The following is a 17,240-nucleotide window of genomic DNA, read 5'->3' as shown; positions in this document are numbered from 1 at the left end:
CCCGGCACCCATGGGTCCCCTGCGCCCCTCGCGGCCGGGTGCGATCTCCTTGATCCAGGCCAGCCCCGGACGTGGCACGTGCCGTGCTCACCCGGGAGGGCATGCGCTCAGAGACCCGGATGAGGACCCGGATCGTCCTCGGCTTCACCGCCGCCCTCGCGGCCACCGCGGTGCTCGGCGGCGTCCTGCTCCACGAGCTCGGCCAGGTCTCGGCGGCGTTCGACGACATGTCCCACCGGAAGCTCCAGGGCGTGCAGGCCCTCGACCGGATCGAGTCGGCCGAGTCGGAGCTCACCGCCGCGGCGACCGGGCTCATCCACCAGCGGCTCTCGGCGAGCGGCATGCGCCCCACCTTCTTCAAGGAGGCGGACGCCGCGATGGCGGGGATGGTGGAGGCGCGCAGGGCCTACGAGGCGCTGCCGCACGGCACGCGCGTCGAGCTCCTCTACGCGCAGCTCAAGGACCCGCTCGACGCCTGGCGCGACCAGGCCGTCCGCCTCGTCGCCATGGAGCGGAACCGCGACTACCTCGTCTCCTCCGGCAAGCCCGTGGACGGCCCCGAGGTGAAGGAGCTCGACCGCAAGGCGCTCGCCGTCTACCTCGACGCCCGCCAGTCCTTCCTCCCGGCCGCCGAGAAGCTGAAGGAGCTGGTCGCGGTCACCAACGAGGACGCCTCGAAGCTCGTGACCGAGGCCGACGCCGCCCAGGCGCGGGCGCGCTGGATCTCCGTGCTGGTGGCGATCCTGGCGCTGGTCGCCGCGGTCGCGAGCGGGGCGCTCCTCGTCCGCTCCATCGACCGGATCCGCGAGAGCCTGCTGCGCGAGGCCCGCAAGCTCTCCCGGGCCGCGGCGGCCGGCGACCTCGAGGTGCGCGGCGATCCCGAGAGCGTCCACGTCGAGTTCCGCGAGATCGTCGAGGGCATGAACGCCACCCTGGCCGCCGTGAGCGCGCCGGTGCGGCTCGCCGCCGGGGAGCTCGAGCGGATGGCCCGGGGCGACATCCCCGAGCCGGCCGACGTCGCCTTCGAGGGCGACTTCGCCCGCATCAAGGAGAGCCTGGATCGCTCCTGCGCCGCCGTGAAGGCGCTCGTCTCCGACGTCGGCGCGCTCGCGCAGGCCGGCGTCGAGGGCCGCCTCTCCACCCGCGCCGACGCCGCCCGCCACGGCGGCGACTTCCGGCGCATCGTCGAGGGGGTGAACGCCACGCTCGACGCGGTCACGGGCCCGCTCGGCGCGGCGGCCGCGCACGTGGACCGGATCGCGCGGGGCGACATCCCCGCGGCGATCGAGGCCCGCTGGCCGGGCGAGTTCGACGCCCTGAAGCAGAACCTGAACGGCTGCGCCGCGGCGGTGACCGCGCTGGTCGAGGACGCGCGGGGGCTCGCGGCGGCGGCGGTGGAGGGCAAGCTCGCCACCCGCGCCGACGCCTCGCGCCACCAGGGCGACTTCCGCGCCATCGTGCAGGGCGTGAACGACACCCTCGACGCCGTCATCCGGCCGCTCACCGCCGCCGCGGCCCACGTGGACCGGATCGCGCGGGGCGACATCCCGCCGCCGCTCGAGGAGGGCTGGGCGGGCGACTTCGGCGCGCTGGAGCGGAACCTCAACGGCTGCGCCGCCGCGGTGCAGGCGCTGGTCGCCGACGCGCGGCGGCTGGCGCGGGCGGCGGTGGAGGGGCAGCTCGCCACCCGCGCCGACGCCGCGCGCCACCAGGGAGAGTTCCGCGCCATCGTGCAGGGGGTGAACGACACCCTCGACGCCGTCACCGGCCCGCTCGGCGCGGCGGCCGCCTGCGTGGACCGGCTGGCCCGGGGCGACGTCCCCGCGCCCATCGCCGAGCGCTGGCCGGGCGACTTCGACGCGCTGAAGCGCAACCTGAACGGCTGCATCGAGGCGGTGAACGCGCTCGTGGCCGACGCGGCCGGGCTCGCCGAGGCGGCCGTGGAGGGGCGGCTCGAGACCCGCGCCGACCTGGAGGCGCACCGCGGCGACTTCCGCAAGGTGGTGGAGGGCGTCAACCGCGCCCTCGACGCGCTGCTCCGGCCGGTGGCCGAGGCGCAGGAGGTGCTGCAGCGGCTCGGCGAGCGCGACCTCTCGGCCCGCATGTCCGGCAGCTACCGCGGCGGGCACGCCCGGATGCAGGAGGCCATCGACGCCGCCGCCGGCGCGCTCGGCGACGCCCTGTCGCAGGTGGCCGGCGCGGTCTCGCAGGTGAGCCAGGCGGCGGAGCAGATCGCCTCGAGCTCGCAGGCGGTGGCGAGCGGCGCCTCGGAGCAGGCGAGCAGCCTCGAGGAGACCGCGGCCAGCCTGGAGACGGTGGCCGCGCAGGCCGCTCGGAGCGCCGGCAGCGCCGGTCAGGCCCGGTCGCTGGCGCGCGGGGCGAGCGACCTCGCCGGCCAGGGCGCGCGGGCCATGGAGCAGCTCACCGCCGCCATGGGCGAGATCCGCGCCTCGGCCGAGGGCACGAGCGCCATCATCCGCGACATCAACGAGATCGCCTTCCAGACCAACCTCCTCGCCCTCAACGCCGCCGTCGAGGCGGCGCGGGCGGGCGAGGCCGGCCGGGGCTTCGCGGTGGTGGCCGAGGAGGTGCGCTCGCTCGCGCTGCGCAGCAAGGAGGCGGCGCAGCGGACCGAGGCGCTCATCCAGCAGTCGGTGGTCCAGGCGTCGAGCGGCGCGGAGACCTCCCGCCAGGTGGAGGCGCGGCTCGCCGAGATCGTCGGCGGGATCGCCAAGGTGGCGGCCATCATCGACGAGATCGGCGCCAGCGCCGGCGAGACCTCGGCCGGCATCGCCCAGGTGAACCGGGCGGTGGCGGAGATGGAGAAGGTGACGCAGCAGAACGCCGCCAGCTCCGAGGAGTCGTCCTCCGCCGCCGCCGAGCTCTCGAGCCAGGCGGAGGAGCTGGCCGGGATGGTCGGCTCCTTCACCCTGCCCGAGGAGGATCAGCGGCGCAGCTGCGCCGCGTAGTCGTACTGGATCCGGTCGTACTCCTCGGTCATCAGCGGCGAGGAGATGAGGAAGTCGGCGGTGGAGCGGTTGCAGGCGGTCGGGATGTTGTAGAGCACGGCGATCCGGAGCAGCGCCTTGATGTCCGGGTCGTGCGGGAGCGGCTCGAGCGGGTCCCAGAAGAAGACCAGCGCGTCGAGCTCGCCCTTCGCGATCATCGCGCCGATCTGCTGGTCGCCGCCGAGCGGGCCGGAGAGCAGGCAGTTCACCTCGAGGTCGAGCTCCTCGGCGATCATGCGGCCGGTCGTCCCGGTGCCGTAGAGGGCGTGGCCCGAGAGCGAGCCTCGGTTGTAGCGGGCCCAGTCGAGCAGGTCCTTCTTGCGGTTGTCGTGCGCCACCAGCGCGAGCGCCTTGCGCGGGGGCATCGTCAGCACCTTGGGCTTCGGCATTCGACCTCCTCTGCGGGAAGGCCGGGATCCTAACCGCTGTCGGTGACGATTCGAAGGACCCACCTGGCCGGCGTCACGGGAGCTTGCGCAGGGTGGCGAACCCGGTCGCGGTCGAGACGTGCAGCGCCGGCGGCGAGACCATGGTGTCGAGCTCCAGCCGCTGCACCCGATCGTCGGGGAGGCCGCTGCCGGCCCGCACGCTGGTCTTCTTCCCGGTGGCCGGGTCGAAGACCGCGAGGCCGGAGGAGGCGGTCGCGACCACGAGGCGGCCGTCGGGCAGGGCCACGAGGTCCTGCACGTGGTACTCGGGCGAGCCGAGCTGCCCGGGGTCCCAGTAGGTGAAGCCGCCCGCCTTGTCCCAGCTGGCGATCCCGTAGCAGCGCGCCTCCACGTTGGCCGCGCCGGGCGAGCAGCCCGGGAAGATGCCGCTCGCGAACCAGACCTTCCCGTCCGGCGCCACCGACACCGCGCTGACGTTCACGGGATCGCCCTCCTGCGGCGGCTCGAAGACCGGCCGGCTGCCCGAGCCCGGGCCGTAGTAGGGATCGCCCCAGCCCACCATCGCCGCCGTGCCGCCCTCGTAGATCCACTGGAGCGGCGACGCGTTCCACTGGATCCAGCCGGCGGTCCACTTGCCGCCGTGCCAGAGGTCGCCCTTCGCGTCCACGGCGAGGCCGTGCCAGTCCCCCATGCGCTGGTTCGACTCGGTGTTGTCGCAGGGCGCGTGCCAGCAGACGCGCGCGTGCAGGTGGTCGCCCATGTACTCCTGGTTGGCGAGGTCGAACCACTCGCCCGCGACCGCGTGCCGGAACTTGTCGGGCAGCATCAGGTTCACGCCGTGGTTCGTGCCCACGTAGAGCGTGTGCGGGTGGGCGAAGTGGTCGTAGACGAGCCGGTAGACGGTGCGGTTGTGCCAGTACTGCCCGCCGTGGTCGATCGACTCGAAGTCGAACCGGTCCACCTGCAGCGTGCCGTCGGCCTGGAGCCGCACCCGATCCACCTTGCCGGTGTGGCGGGCGCCGTCGGTCACGTCTCCCACGCCCGACTCGTCGCCCCAGTAGCCGACGAAGACCTCGTTCGGCCCGCCGCCCACGATCTCGGAGATGCCCCGATCGACCGCCGCGCCGTAGCTCGTGTCGGAGTCGGGGCAGTAGGCGCCGGGGGCGATCCAGCCGTTGCGGCAGTAGCGCTCCGGGTTCGAGGCGAGGTGGAGGCCGTCGGCGGCGTCGTAGCGGCGGAAGGCCTTGTCGCCCGGGCGCATCACGTAGAGCGCCTGCGGCGTGGCGGCCCAGAGGTCCTGGGACTCGTCGGTGCTGGCGCCGACCACCGGCGTCTCGCGCAGCCCGTCGGAGGCGCCGTAGGTCACGTTGTCGGCCGGCCATGGGCCCGCGCCGCCGAAGGTGGGCGTCGGGCTCGGCGAGGGCGAGGGGCTCGGGCTCGGGCTCGGCGAGGGCGACGGGGTCGGGCCCGGGCTCGGCGAGGGGCTGGGGGTCGGCGTCGGCGTGGGCGTCGGCCCGGCGTCCGGCGCCTCGTTGCTTTGCTGGGTAGTCCCGCCCTTCGAGCCGCCGCAGCCCGCGGCCGCGAAGGCCAGGATCGCGAGCAGGAGCGCGCCGGCGAGCAGGCGCACGCGCGCGCCCAGGACCATCCCGTTCCCCATGACACCCCTCCCGATCGGGCCTGCGCACGCACGAGGCCGCGGGGCGGGAGATGCGAGCGGCGCGCCAGCGCCGAAGCTGCGGCGAAACGGGCGGGAGGTGGAAGGGCGGGCGGCGCGCCGGGGGAAGCGGCGCGCCCACCCGAGGAACGCGCGTTCTACGGCCCGAGCAGGTACCGGCGCAGGTGCTTCACCGCGATGGTGCCGTGGCCGACGAGCGCCTCGTCGAAGGCGCGCTGCGAGAAGGGGCCCTTCGCCCGCACGTCCCGCTCGAGCGCCGCGAGCTCGCTCGACCCGAGGAAGTACTGGCAGAGCTGCGTCGAGTCGAGCTTGGCCCGGAGCAGCTTCTTCTCCGCCTGCGCCCGCTCCTGGAAGCCGTCCTCGACCATGAAGCGCAGCGCCTCCGCGTCGGTCATGGCGCCGCCCTGGAGCTGGATGTCGAGCAGCGCGTTGGCGGCCACGATCATCGACCCCTGCAGGTCGAGGAAGCGGTAGCGCGCGTTCTCGGCGGCGCCGAACCCCTCGCGGACGAGCAGGGTGGTGCCGTACACCGCCCAGCCCTCGGCGAAGGCCCCGTCCCAGAGCGTGGCGCGCAGCGGGCTCAGGTCCTTGCGCGCGTACCAGGCCTGGGTGTGGTGGCCGGGGTAGGCCTCGTGCGCGGCGGTGAGCGCCACCTCGTACCGGTTCTCGGCGCGCAGGTAGCTCTCCTGCTTCTCCTTCGACCAGGACGGATCGACCGGCTCGACGTAGTAGGTGCCCTTCCAGGCGACCTCCTTGTCGAGCATGCCGGGCGAGAGGTACTCGGCCCCGGCGCCGCCGCGCTTGAACTCGGGCTCGGGCGCCACGGTGAGCGTGTCGGCGGGCGGGAGGGCGAGGAGCCCCTTCGCCTCGATGAAGGCGCGCAGGCCGTCGATCTGGCGCGCGTGGGAGGCGACCAGGTCGGCCGCGGCGGGGTGCTCCTTCGAGAGCTCGTCCTTCACGCGGGCGATGAGCCTCGCCTGGCCGGCGGCGTCGAGGTCCTTGGGCGGCGGCGGCTCCGAGGGCCAGAGCTGCGCGGCGAGCGCCACCGCGGTCTCGTAGAGCGCGCGCCGGGTCTCCTGGAACGCCTGGCGCGCCCGCGGCACCACGTCCTCGTCCGGGCGGAGGTCGGTCTGGAGCGCCAGCGGGAACTTCTTGCGGTAGAGCGCCGGGCCGAGCCGCCAGTCGCGGGTGGCGCGCTTCGGGAGCGCGGTCTCGAGGAAGCGCTGGTAGTCGCGCAGCGCCGCCACCGCCTTCACGCGGGCCTGCTCGGCGGCCGGGTCGGCGCGGGTGAAGCCGCGCACCTCGGTCTCGAAGAACTCGATGCGCCCCTTGTTGTCCTTCACCGCCTGCTCGAGGTGCACCTTCGAGACGGCGCCGAACGCGACCTTCCGCTGGGAGAGGTAGCGGGGGAGGGCGCGCAGCTGCGCGGCCACCGCCCGGCGGCGCACCGGCTCGGGCGCGAAGTCGCCGTGGATCACGTCGGAGAGCCGCCCCGCCACCACCTCGCGCGGGTCGTAGAAGGTGAAGTCGTCCACCAGGCGCGGGTTCCAGGTCCACTCGCGGATGGCGGTGAGCTCGAGGAGCTCGAGCCCGATCCCGTCCGAGAGGATGGCGGCGTCGATCCGCCCGTCCGGGCTCAGCGCCTGGCGGTCGAGGGCGGCGAGCTCGCGCTGCTGCGCCGTGAGCTCGGCGACGCGGCGCTTCACGCCCGAGGCCGACAGGTCGGGCAGCGCGCCGTCCTGATCGTGGACGCCCATGTACGTGGCGAGGTGCGGCTTGGCGCGGAAGAGGCCGTCGAGGTAGCGGCGGGTGAGGGCGGCGAGCCGCTCGGAGGGGCCCGGGGCGCCGGCCTGCGCCGCGGCGGACGAGGCGAGGAGCAGGCAGAGGAGGGCGAACGCGTGACGGACAGTGCGCATGCGGCCTTATAGACCGCCGGCCGGCGCGGCGGCCAGCCCGGCGCGACCGGCGCGGCCGCGCGGTGCCCCGGCCGGGAGCGACCCCGCGAGGCGGCCGCGAGCGGGCGACCCCGGACCACGGGGCTCGGTGGGCAGGCGAGCGAGCTGCCACCCTGGAACCCTGCGTGAACCGGAGCGTCCGGCGTCGCGGGCGGGCACGCGCGTCGGCACGCCGGGCGTGCGCGGGTGCCCGCCGCGGCGGGAACCGCAAAGACCGATGTCCCGCGCGCGTGGGACGGCTCACGCTCCCGCTTGCTGGACTCAGGGGGTGGCCCGACCGCACCGCGACGTTCCTCCGAGCGCAGGGCCGGGCAGGGGGGTGGAGCAGCACACGGAGGTCGCCATGACTGTCGAGCGTTACCAACCGCGCCAGGCTCGCGCGGGCTGGGCCGTCGTTCTCGTCGTGATCCTCGCCGCGGGGCTCGCGGGGCTCGGCTGCGGCCAGGCGCAGCAGGATCCGGGCGGCGCCGCCGCCGCCCAGCAGGCCATCAGCGGAAACCTCACCGGCAGCCTCTTCGAGAGCGGCGACGGGGATCTCGTCGCCTCCACGGGCGCCAAGGACTGGGGCTCGGTCTCCTCGCTCGGCGCCTTCGTGCAGAAGGCCGACAAGACGCCGAAGTCGGTGGACAACGCCTTCGGCCAGGGCACGAAGGAGGACGGCGCCGACGTCACCATCGTGGACGGCTCCATCCCGCCCAACAAGAGCGACCTCACCGAGTTCTACATGTTCCACGAGATCCTGCCAGTGACGACCACGACCGGCACCACGGACCACACGTTCGTCTACCTCGCCTGGGAGCGGTCGAACGTGCTCGGCTCGGCCAACATGGACTTCGAGTTCAACCAGCTCGAGCAGACCGACAAGGCGCTGCTCGACGATCCGCCGGGCACCACCGGCCACACCACCATCGCGCGCAAGTGCGGCGACATGCTCGTCACCTTCGACTTCACCAACGGCGGCGGGAACCCCGTGCTCGGGCTGCTCCGCTGGCTCGACACCGGCACCACCTGCCCGACCGGCTTCGGGACCTTCACCGCCAACGACTGCTTCGCCAGCAACACCCTGCCGTGCTGGGGCAAGCGGGTCGATCTCTCCGCCGCCGGCTTCGCCAACGGCGCCGTGAACACGTCCGCCGTGACCGATCCCATCCAGAGCAACCTGTCGCTGCCGGCCCTCACCTTCGGCGAGGCGGGCATCGACCTCACCGCCGCCAAGGTGTTCCCCGCCGGCCAGTGCATCAACTTCGCGAGCCTGTTCCTGAAGAGCCGCTCCTCCGCCTCGTTCACCTCCGAGGTGAAGGACTTCATCGCGCCCGCGCCGGCCAACATCAACAACTGCGGGAACCTCGACATCCTCAAGGTCGATGACTCGAACACCGATCCCACCCTCGCGGCCCCGCTCGCGGGCGCCGTGTTCGGGCTCTACACCGGCGCGCCCAGCAGCGCCGGCTCGCTCACCTGCAGCGGCACCGCGGTGACGCTCGGGACGCCGCCCGTGGCGGTGACCTGCACCACCGGCAACACCGGCCACTGCCAGATGTCGAACCTGCCGCCGGGCACCTACTGCGTGGCCGAGACCACCGGGGTGGCGTACCACGACCTCGCGCCGGCGCAGTCGGTGACGGTCGCCGGGACCGCGACCGTGCAGGTCACCTTCGTCGACCCGCGCCAGTTCGGGGCGGTGCTCGTCACCAAGGTCGGCAAGGACAAGCGCTGCACCGGCGCCGGCGCGCCCGACGCGACCTGCAAGGCGGCCGGGGTCCGCTACCTCTCCGGCGCCAAGTTCGACGTGAAGGACACGAGCGGCAACGTGGTCGGCACCATCACCACCGGCACCGACGGCACGGGCTGCCTCGACAAGAGCAGCGCCAGCTCGGCGACGGGCCTCCTGCTCGGCCCGGTCACCCTCAACGTGAGCGAGACCGCCGCGCCCACCGGCTTCGCCAAGGACGCCACCGCCCAGTCGGTGACGCTCAACAAGAAGGCCGACTGCTCCACCACCGGCGTGGCCAACGCGGGGTCGCCGGCGAACGCCTTCGTGGACACGCCGCTCTCGTCGCTATCGGTCTCCTTCGCCTCCGAGGTCGCGCTCGGGGTGACCACCGCGACGGTGCAGTGCACCGGCGACACGGCCGCGTCGAACCTGGTCGAGGGGACGCCGTATGCGCTCACGCACCTCGTGCCGGGCACCTACAGCTGCACCGTGGTGATCGACCCGTGAGCGGGTAGCCGCGGGCGGGCGCGGCCTCCGGGGCCTTGGAGGCCGCGCCGCGCCGGCGGCGGGTCAGGGGGCGCAGCGGGCGCCGAGGAGCCCCTGCACGATGGCCACGTCCTTCGCGTCCACCACGCCGTCGGCGTTGAGGTCGAAGCGGTTCCAGGCGCCGACGTGGCTCCAGAAGGACTGCGGCAGGTTCGGGTCGGGGGTGATGGCCGACCAGGGGATGCCGTTCCCCTCGCCGACGTGAGCGCTCACCAGCGCCACGTCCGCCTGCGTCACCACGCCGTCGTCGTCGAGGTCCGGCGGCCAGAAGTCGAACTCGTCGTTCGCCTGCGGGGTCCCGCAGGAGCGCAGGTAGTTCGAGCCGGCCGGGGTGGCGCCGTACAGGTAGTTGCCGGTGGGGTAGACGAGCTGCGCCATGGCGTGCTCGAGGCTGTCCGACCAGCCGTCGTGGTCGGCGTCGGCGGCGAGGCAGTCCGCCCAGTAGTAGTAGGGCCAGTCGTTGGTGTCCTTGCCGGACACGGTGATGGCGTTCGCGGTGGTGGTCCCGACGTTGGTGATGGTGATGGCGTAGCCGGCCGAGCCGATCCCGCTCGTGTTCGGGAACATGCAGAGCTGGGCCACGCCGCTCCGCGTGTCGGCGTGGATGGCCATCCCGGCCTGGCCCGGGTCGTTGGAGTTGCCGTCGGCCGCCGGGACCACGGTCGAGATCCGCAGCGACGCGCCGGTCTCGGCGGCGACGTGGACCATGACCGCGCGCGGGTCGTTGCAGTCGGGGTAGCGCGGGGTGAAGGTGTAGCTCTGCCCGGGCGCGAGGTAGCCGGCCGCGCTCCAGCTCAGCGCGTCGTCCTCGCTCACGCAGCCCTTGGTGGCGTCCCAGCGGAACGTGTACTGCTCGGAGGTCGCGGCGAGGGGCGCCGGGCTCACCGACAGGCTCGCCTGGGCCACGAGCGTGCTCTGGTTGCGCTTCAGGAGCTGGGTCGCCGCGACGGTGTGCGCGCCGGGGGCGTAGCCCGCGGCGTGATCGACGGCGAGGCAGCCGCTCGCGTCGGCGACGCCGCCGAAGCTCGTGGTCGAGCCGCCGGGGGCGGTGTCGGTGAGGGTGACCGGGAGGCTCGCCGCGAACCCGCAGCCGGCGAGGTGGAAGGTCGCGCCCTCGAGCACCGGGTTCGGCGAGGCGGCGAGCGAGGCGCCGCGGGTGGCGGCGGTCGACGCGGCCGCGACGGGCTCGGGGTCGGGGCCGCCGCAGGCGGCGGCGAGGAGGGCGAGGAGGCAGAGGGGAGGCAGGCAGGCGCGGCCAGGGATCGTCATCGTCGAGGTCTCCGGGTCGCGCGGCGCGCACGAGTCGAGGGTCCGCGCGACGGCCGAGGCCATCGGCGGCGAGGAAGGAAGCTCGCGACCGGTAGGTGGGAGAGGTGAAGTTCGAGCGCAGGCTACCCAGTCAGGCATCCCTTGTTCAAGGGGCAGCGTGTAGGGAAACGGCGCACTGTTGGTGACATTCACGGAACGTCACGCGCGCCAGCGCGGCGCGGCACCGGGCTTGCTACCGCAGCGTCCCGAGCTTCTCCTTGAGGGGAGCGGTGGGCGCCTCTACTATCCTGGCGCGCCGTCGAACCCCCACGCTCGCGAGGTGTCCCTTGCCCAAGCCGAAGCCGGTTCTGCTCGTGATCCTCGACGGTTTCGGCCTGCGCGACGCGCGCGAGGCGAACGCCATCGCCATCGCCGGCACGCCGAACATCGACGCGCTGAAGCGGGACTACCCCTGGACCGCGGTGCGGACCAGCGGTCTCTCGGTCGGCCTGCCCGACGGCCAGATGGGCAACTCGGAGGTGGGCCACACCAACCTCGGCGCCGGCCGGATCGTCTACCAGGACCTGGTGCGCATCAACCGCTCCGTCGAGGACGGCTCCTTCTTCCAGAACCCGGCGCTCCTCTCCGCCTGCCAGAAGGCGAAGTCGGGCTCGGGGACGCTCCACCTGCTCGGGCTCGTCTCCGACGGCGGCGTGCACAGCCACCTGGAGCACCTCTTCGCCTGCGTGGAGCTGGCGCGGCGGGAGGGGGTGCCCCGCACCTTCGTGCACTGCTTCCTCGACGGGCGCGACACGCCCCCGCGGAGCGCCGAGGGGTACGTGGCGCAGGTGGAGAAGCGGCTCGCCGAGCTCGGCTACGGCAAGGTCGCGACGGTCACGGGGCGCTACTACGCCATGGACCGCGACAAGCGCTGGGACCGCGTCGCGCTCGCCTACGGCGCCCTGGTGAAGGGGGAGGGCTACAAGGCGGCCTCCGGCGTGCAGGCGGTCACCGACGCTTACGGGCGCGGCGAGAACGACGAGTTCGTGAAGCCGACGGTGGTGGTGAACGGCGGCGGCGAGCCGCGGGCCCGGGTGCGCGACGGCGACGCGATCGTGTTCTTCAACTTCCGCTCCGACCGGGCCCGCGAGCTCACCCGCGCCTTCACGCAGGAGGGCTTCAAGGACTTCGACGCCGCCCCGCGGCCGCGCCTCTCGACCTACGTCTGCATGACGCAGTACGACGAGACCTTCACGCTCCCGGTCGCGTTCGGCCCGGACCAGCCGACCGAGATCTTCCCGGAGATCGTGAGCCGCGCCGGGCTGAAGCAGCTCCGCTGCGCCGAGACCGAGAAGTACGCGCACGTCACCTTCTTCTTCAACGGCGGGCGCGAGGTGCAGTTCCAGGGGGAGGACCGGATCCTGGTCCCGAGCCCGCGCGACGTGAAGACCTACGACGAGAAGCCCGAGATGAGCGCGCGCGAGGTGACCGACAAGCTCGTGCAGGCGATCCAGTCGCGCCAGTACGGCTTCATCCTCGCCAACTTCGCCAACCCCGACATGGTGGGCCACACCGGGATCCTCGACGCCGCCGTGAAGGCGGTGAAGGTGGTGGACGAGTGCATCGGCCGGCTCTGGGCGGCGGCGCGGCAGGCCGGCATGGCGCTCCTCATCACCGCCGACCACGGCAACTGCGAGCTGATGGTCGATCCGGTGACGGGCCAGCCGCACACCGCCCACACCCTGGGACCCGTGCCGTTCATCCTCGCCGACCCGGACTTCAAGGGCGCGAAGCTGCGCCAGGAGGGCGTGCTCGCCGACGTCGCGCCCACCGCCCTCCAGGTGCTCGGGCTGCCGCAGCCCAAGGAGATGAAGGGGCTCGGGCTGGTGATGCGGTAGGGCGGGCGAGCTTCACGCCAGGCGGGATGCTTGAATCTCCCCTCCCGCCGGGCGGGAGGGGCCGGGGGAGGGCCGCCAGTTGAATCCAGCGCTCGCTTCGCCGCGCCCGCGCGGCCCCCTCGCCGCCTTCGGGACGGCGCTGCTCGACCTCCTTTACCCCCCGCGCTGCGCCGCCTGCGGCGACGGCGTGCCCACCTCGGCCGCGCCGTTCTGCGCCGTCTGCGCCGGGGCGATCGACCCCGCGCCGCCCGGCTGCCCCCGCTGCGGCCAGCCCGGGCCGGCCGAGCCCTGCGGCGCCTGCCTGCTCCACCCGCCGGCGTTCCTCGAGGTCCGCGCCGGCGCGCTCTTCGGCGGACCGCTCGCCGACGCCGTCCACCGGCTCAAGTACCGCGACCGGCCGGCGCTCGCCCGCCCGCTCGGCCGCTGGCTCGCCGGGCGGCTCGCGCTCCCGCCGGGCGCGGTCCTGGTCTCGGTGCCCCTCGGCCGCGAGCGGCGGCTCGCGCGCGGCTACGACCAGGCGGCGCTCCTCGCGGCGGCCCTGGCGCGCGCGGCCGGCGACGGCGCGCGCCGCCTCCCGGGCGCGCTGCGCCGCACCCGCGAGACGCCTCCCCAGGTCGGGCGCGGGCGCCCGGAGCGGAGCCGGAACGTGGCCGGGGCGTTCGAGGCCGCCCCCGCCGTCCGCGGCCAGGACCTCTTCCTCGTGGACGACGTGGTCACCACCGGCGCCACCGCCGACGCCTGCGCCCGCGCGCTCCTCGCGGCCGGCGCCCGCTCGGTCCGGGTGGTGGCGCTCGCGCGCGCCGAGTGAGGAGCGGGCCCGCCTGGCCGCCCCTCCCCACCCGGTGGGGAGGGAGTGCCCCGGGCTGCCGCCGCGAATGCCTCGAGGTTCCCTTTCCCGCCGAGCGGGCCTTCGGGATCGCCCTGAGTTGCGGCGCCATGGTCGTGCCCCCGAGGTTCCCCTCTCCCGCGGAGCGGGGAGGGATAGGGAGGGGGTGAGACGAGAGGTCCAGGGGGATGCGGGGCAGGAGGCCCGCCGGGCGCACGCCCTCTAATTTCTTCGACCTGTCCGGGGTTAGAGTGGGGCGAATGCTCGCCCTCGCCCTGCCCGTGCTCCTCGCCCTCGCCGCCCCGCCCGTGGCGGCGCCGGCCGCAGCGCCCCGCGATCCGGCGCAGGAGGAGCTCGCGGCCGCCCTGGCGTCGCTCGGCCGCGACCGCCACCAGCCGCGCGCCGCCGCCGACCTGGCCCGCCTGTCGCTCCTCGAGGACGACGCCCCCGAGCTCTCCCGGCTCGACCGGGCCTACGCCGAGCTCGCGGCCGACCCCCGCGCCCTGCCCGAGGTGCGGCTCCTCGCGCGGGCCGGTCGGGCGCGCCTCGCCCGCGCCGGCGGGAGGCTCGACGCGGCGCGGGCCCAGGAGCGCCGGCTCGGGCTCCTCACCCGCTTCGCCGTGATCGGCCCCTTCGACGGCGAGGGGAAGCGCGGCGACGCCCAGGCCTTCCCGCCGGAGGCGGCCATCGACCTCGCCGCCCGCTACCCGGGGAAGGTCCGCGAGGTGGGCTGGCGCGCGCTCCCGCCCGAGGCGGCCGCGGGCGGCTTCGTCCACCTGGGCGCGGCGCTCCGGCCGGCCCGCGAGGCGGTGGCCTACGCGCTCGCGGTGGTGGAGCTCCCGCGCGAAGCGCGCGTCCGGCTCTCCCTCGGCGCCAGCGGCGCGGCCCGGGTCTTCGTGAACGGCGCGCTCGCCCTCGCCGACCCCGCCTACCACGCTGCCCGCCCCGGCCAGCGCGCCGCGCTCCTCACCCTGCGGGCCGGCCCGAACCGGATCCTGGTGAAGCTCGCCCACGACGAGGGCCGGATGGGCTTCTACCTCGGCCTCACCACGCCGCGCGGCGACCCGCTCCACTTCTCCGAGCGCGCCCCCGACCCGCTCCCGCCGCTTTCGGCCGGCGCGCCGCCCCGGCCCGAGCCGGTCGCCTCCGCCGCCGACCTGCTCGCCGCCCGCGCCGAGCGGGCCCGCGGCGCCGACGAGGGGCGCGCCCGGCTCGACCTCGCGCTCGTCCTCGCCGACTCGCGCAGCGCCGACGCCCGCGAGCGGCGGGCCCAGGCCGAGGCGCGCCGCGCCGCCGCGCTCCTGCCCGGCTCGGTCGAGGCCCAGCTCCTCGCCGCGCGCCTGGAGGAGGACCCGAACCGCCGCCGCGAGCGGCTCGAGGCGGCGCTCGCCGCCGACCCCGGTGATCCGCGCCCCCCGCGCGAGCTGGGAGAGCTCGAGCTGGCCCGCCACCGCGCCCCCGACGCGGTGAAGCTCCTCGAGCGCGCGGTGGCGGCCGCGCCCGGCGACGTCCGCGCCCTCTCGCTCCTCGCCGACGCCCGCGAGGCCTGCGGGCTCGCCGCCCAGGCCGACCTGCTCCGGCTCGAGCTCGCCGCCCGCTTCCCGCGCCTGCCCGCGGCCCAGGCCGCCGCCGCCCGCGCCGCGCGGAGGCTCGATCGCACGGCCGAGGCGATCCGGCTCGAGCGCGCCGTGCTCGCGCTGCGCCGGGACGACGGGCTCGCCCGCGCCGCGCTGGTGCAGCTCCTCGTGGACCGGGGCGACGTGGCGGGCGCGCTCGCCGCGCTCGAGGAGGCGGAGCGGTTCGACCCCTCCGACCTCGCCGTCCGGCTCCGGCGCGGCGACCTCCTCGCCGGGAGCGGCCGGCTCGCCGAGGCGGAGGCGGCCTACGGCGCCGCCGAGCGGATCGCCCCCGAGGACCCCGAGCCGCCCGAGCGGCGCGGCCGCGCGCGGCTCCAGGCCGGGGAGGCCAGGGAGGCGCTCGCGGACCTGCAGCGGGCCCTCGAGCTCAAGCCGCAGAACCCGGAGCTGAAGGAGCTCGTCCGCGCCGTCTCGCCGGAGCGCGAGCGCTTCGAGCGACCCTACCTGCAGGACGCCGCCGCGCTGGCGCGGGCCTTCGACCCGGCGCGGTGGAAGGGCGAGGACGCGGTGGTGCTGGGCGAGCTGCAGGCGACCCGGGTCTACCCCTCCGGCCTCTCCTCCACCTACCACCAGGTGGTGGTGAAGGTGCTCACCCGCCGCGGCGCCGAGGCGCTGCGCCGGCACGCCATCGGCTTCGCCCCGGAGCGGCAGGAGGTGAAGGTGGACCGGGTCCGGGTGGTGAAGCCCGACGGCAGCGCCGTCGAGACCTGGCAGGAGTCGGAGCGGAGCGCGAGCGAGCCCTGGTACCGGCTCTACTACGACACCCGCACCCGCACCGTGACCCTCCCGGCGCTCGAGCCGGGCGACCTCGTCGAGCTCGGCTGGCGGCTCGACGACGTGGCCGGCGAGAACCTCCTCTCCGACTACTTCGGCGACCTCGTCTACCTGCAGGACGGCTACCCGAAGCTGCGGAGCGAGTACGTGCTGCTCGTCCCCTCGGCGCGCCGCATCTACGCGAACGACCCCGGCGTGCCCGGCCTCGAGCGCACCGAGCGGGCGCTCCCGGGCGGCGTGACCGAGCACCGCTTCGCCGCGCGCGACCTGCCCCGGCTCGACCCCGAGCCGGCCATGCCCGGCTACACCGAGGTCGGCCCGTTCCTGCACGTCTCCACCTACGCGAGCTGGGACGACGTGGCCCGCTTCTACTGGGGGCTGGTGCGCGACCAGCTCCGCCCCACCGACGAGGTGCGCGCCACCGCCCGCCGGCTCGAGGCCGAGGTGAAGCGCGAGCGGCGCGCCCGCGGCCTGCCCGAGGCGGGCGACGAGCGGGCGGTCATCGAGGCGGTCCACGACTTCGTCGTCACCGGCACCCGCTACGTCGGCCTCGAGTTCGGCATCCACGGCTACAAGCCGTACCGGGTGGACCAGGTGCTCTCTCGCCGCTTCGGCGACTGCAAGGACAAGGCGAGCCTCACGCACGCGCTCCTCGAGGCGCTCGGGATCGACGCCCGCCTCGTCCTCCTGCGCATGAGCCGGCTCGGGAACGTGCCGGCCGCCCCGGCGTCGCTCGCGGTCTTCAACCACGCCATCAGCTACGTGCCCAGGTACGACCTCTGGCTCGACGGGACCGCGAGCTGGTCGGGCTCGCGCGAGCTGCCGTCCGAGGACCGCGGCGCGACGGTGCTGGTGGTGGGCCCGGACGGCCCGCCGCGCTTCGGCCGGATCCCGGAGGGGCGGGCGGAGGAGAACCTGACCGTCCTCGCGCTCGACGCCGAGCTGCGCCCGGACGGGAGCGCCGCGCTCTCCGGCGACTCGACCGTCGGCGGCGGCCGCGCCCCCGAGTACCGGCGCGCCTACGGCGCCGAGGCCGACCGCAAGGTCTCCTTCGAGCAGGCCTGGAGCCGCACCTTCCCCGGGCTGTCGGTGAAGACCGTGTCGCTCTCCGACCTCTCCCGCCTCGAGCAGGACGTCTCGATGCGCTTCACGCTCGAGGTGCCGCACCTCGCGCAGCGCGACGGCGACGGGCTCGCCTTCGCCCCCTTCGGCGAGCCGTCCCCGTACACCGAGGCCTACGCCCCGCTCTCCGCCCGCGCCTTCCCGCTCGTGCTCGGCGACCCCTGGGAGAACCGCTTCCGCTACCGGTACCGGCTCCCCGCCGGCTGGAGCGCCGCGGCGCTGCCGGAGCCGGTGAAGCTCGAGGCGCCCTTCGGGGCCTTCGAGGTGACCTGGCGCGAGGAGCAGGGCGCGCTGGTCGTCGAGGGCCGGGTGGCGTTCCGCGTGAGCCGCGTCGCCGTCGCCGACTACCCCGCCTTCCGCGGCTTCACCGCCGCCGTGGATCGGGCCATGGCGCGCCGCGTGCGCGTCGCCCCGCGCCAGGCGGCGCGATGACCGTGAGACCCCCCGA

The 17,240-nt window shown here is 75.0% G+C and carries 9 protein-coding genes; 5 read left to right on the top strand and 4 right to left on the bottom strand.

Annotated elements, in window-relative coordinates; all coding sequences use genetic code 11:
* The first annotated feature begins 119 nt into the window (after window positions 1-119).
* Entirely contained in the window at window positions 120-2,969 is a 2,850-nt protein-coding gene (locus tag AMPC_RS13405; protein ID WP_248341766.1) for a methyl-accepting chemotaxis protein, read from the top strand.
* Here AMPC_RS13405 and AMPC_RS13400 read toward each other — a convergent pair.
* The 3 genes from AMPC_RS13400 to AMPC_RS13390 form a co-directional block, all read right to left on the bottom strand.
* On the bottom strand, window positions 2,945-3,397 hold the full coding sequence (locus tag AMPC_RS13400; protein WP_248341762.1) for a methylglyoxal synthase: 453 nt from the start codon (window positions 3,395-3,397) through the stop codon (window positions 2,945-2,947). The genes AMPC_RS13405 and AMPC_RS13400 overlap by 25 nt on opposite strands.
* Before the next feature lie 73 nt (window positions 3,398-3,470).
* On the bottom strand, window positions 3,471-5,054 hold the full coding sequence (locus AMPC_RS13395; protein ID WP_248341760.1) for a ligand-binding sensor domain-containing protein: 1,584 nt from the start codon (window positions 5,052-5,054) through the stop codon (window positions 3,471-3,473).
* A 155-nt stretch (window positions 5,055-5,209) separates the two neighbouring features.
* The gene (locus AMPC_RS13390; RefSeq protein WP_248341759.1) at window positions 5,210-6,988 is read right to left on the bottom strand and encodes a DUF885 domain-containing protein; all 1,779 of its coding nucleotides are present in this window, start codon (window positions 6,986-6,988) and stop codon (window positions 5,210-5,212) included.
* A 382-nt stretch (window positions 6,989-7,370) separates the two neighbouring features.
* Here AMPC_RS13390 and AMPC_RS13385 point away from each other — a divergent pair, with 382 nt between their 5' ends.
* Window positions 7,371-9,248 (top strand): MSCRAMM family protein, encoded by a 1,878-nt coding sequence (locus AMPC_RS13385; RefSeq protein WP_248341758.1) that lies wholly within the window; start codon window positions 7,371-7,373, stop codon window positions 9,246-9,248.
* Between the two features lie 63 nt (window positions 9,249-9,311).
* Here AMPC_RS13385 and AMPC_RS13380 read toward each other — a convergent pair whose 3' ends face one another.
* Window positions 9,312-10,556, bottom strand: a complete 1,245-nt coding sequence (locus AMPC_RS13380) for a dockerin type I domain-containing protein (protein ID WP_248341757.1) — start codon at window positions 10,554-10,556, stop codon at window positions 9,312-9,314.
* A gap of 326 nt (window positions 10,557-10,882) precedes the next feature.
* Here AMPC_RS13380 and gpmI point away from each other — a divergent pair, with 326 nt between their 5' ends.
* From gpmI to AMPC_RS13365, 3 genes are all read left to right on the top strand, one after another.
* Complete coding sequence (gene gpmI / locus AMPC_RS13375; protein ID WP_248341751.1) at window positions 10,883-12,433, top strand: 2,3-bisphosphoglycerate-independent phosphoglycerate mutase; 1,551 nt, start codon at window positions 10,883-10,885, stop codon at window positions 12,431-12,433.
* 79 nt (window positions 12,434-12,512) lie between these two features.
* Window positions 12,513-13,241: a ComF family protein gene (locus tag AMPC_RS13370; protein WP_248341750.1), complete on the top strand. Its 729-nt coding sequence runs from the start codon at window positions 12,513-12,515 to the stop codon at window positions 13,239-13,241.
* 278 nt (window positions 13,242-13,519) lie between these two features.
* Complete coding sequence (locus AMPC_RS13365) at window positions 13,520-17,224, top strand: DUF3857 domain-containing protein (protein ID WP_248341749.1); 3,705 nt, start codon at window positions 13,520-13,522, stop codon at window positions 17,222-17,224.
* Window positions 17,225-17,240 lie beyond the last annotated feature (16 nt).

It is taken from the genome of Anaeromyxobacter paludicola (genome assembly GCF_023169965.1).
Classification (GTDB): domain Bacteria; phylum Myxococcota; class Myxococcia; order Myxococcales; family Anaeromyxobacteraceae; genus Anaeromyxobacter_B; species Anaeromyxobacter_B paludicola.
The sequence above is the reverse complement of the archived record's forward strand: the minus strand, read 5'-3'. Positions and strand labels throughout refer to the sequence as shown.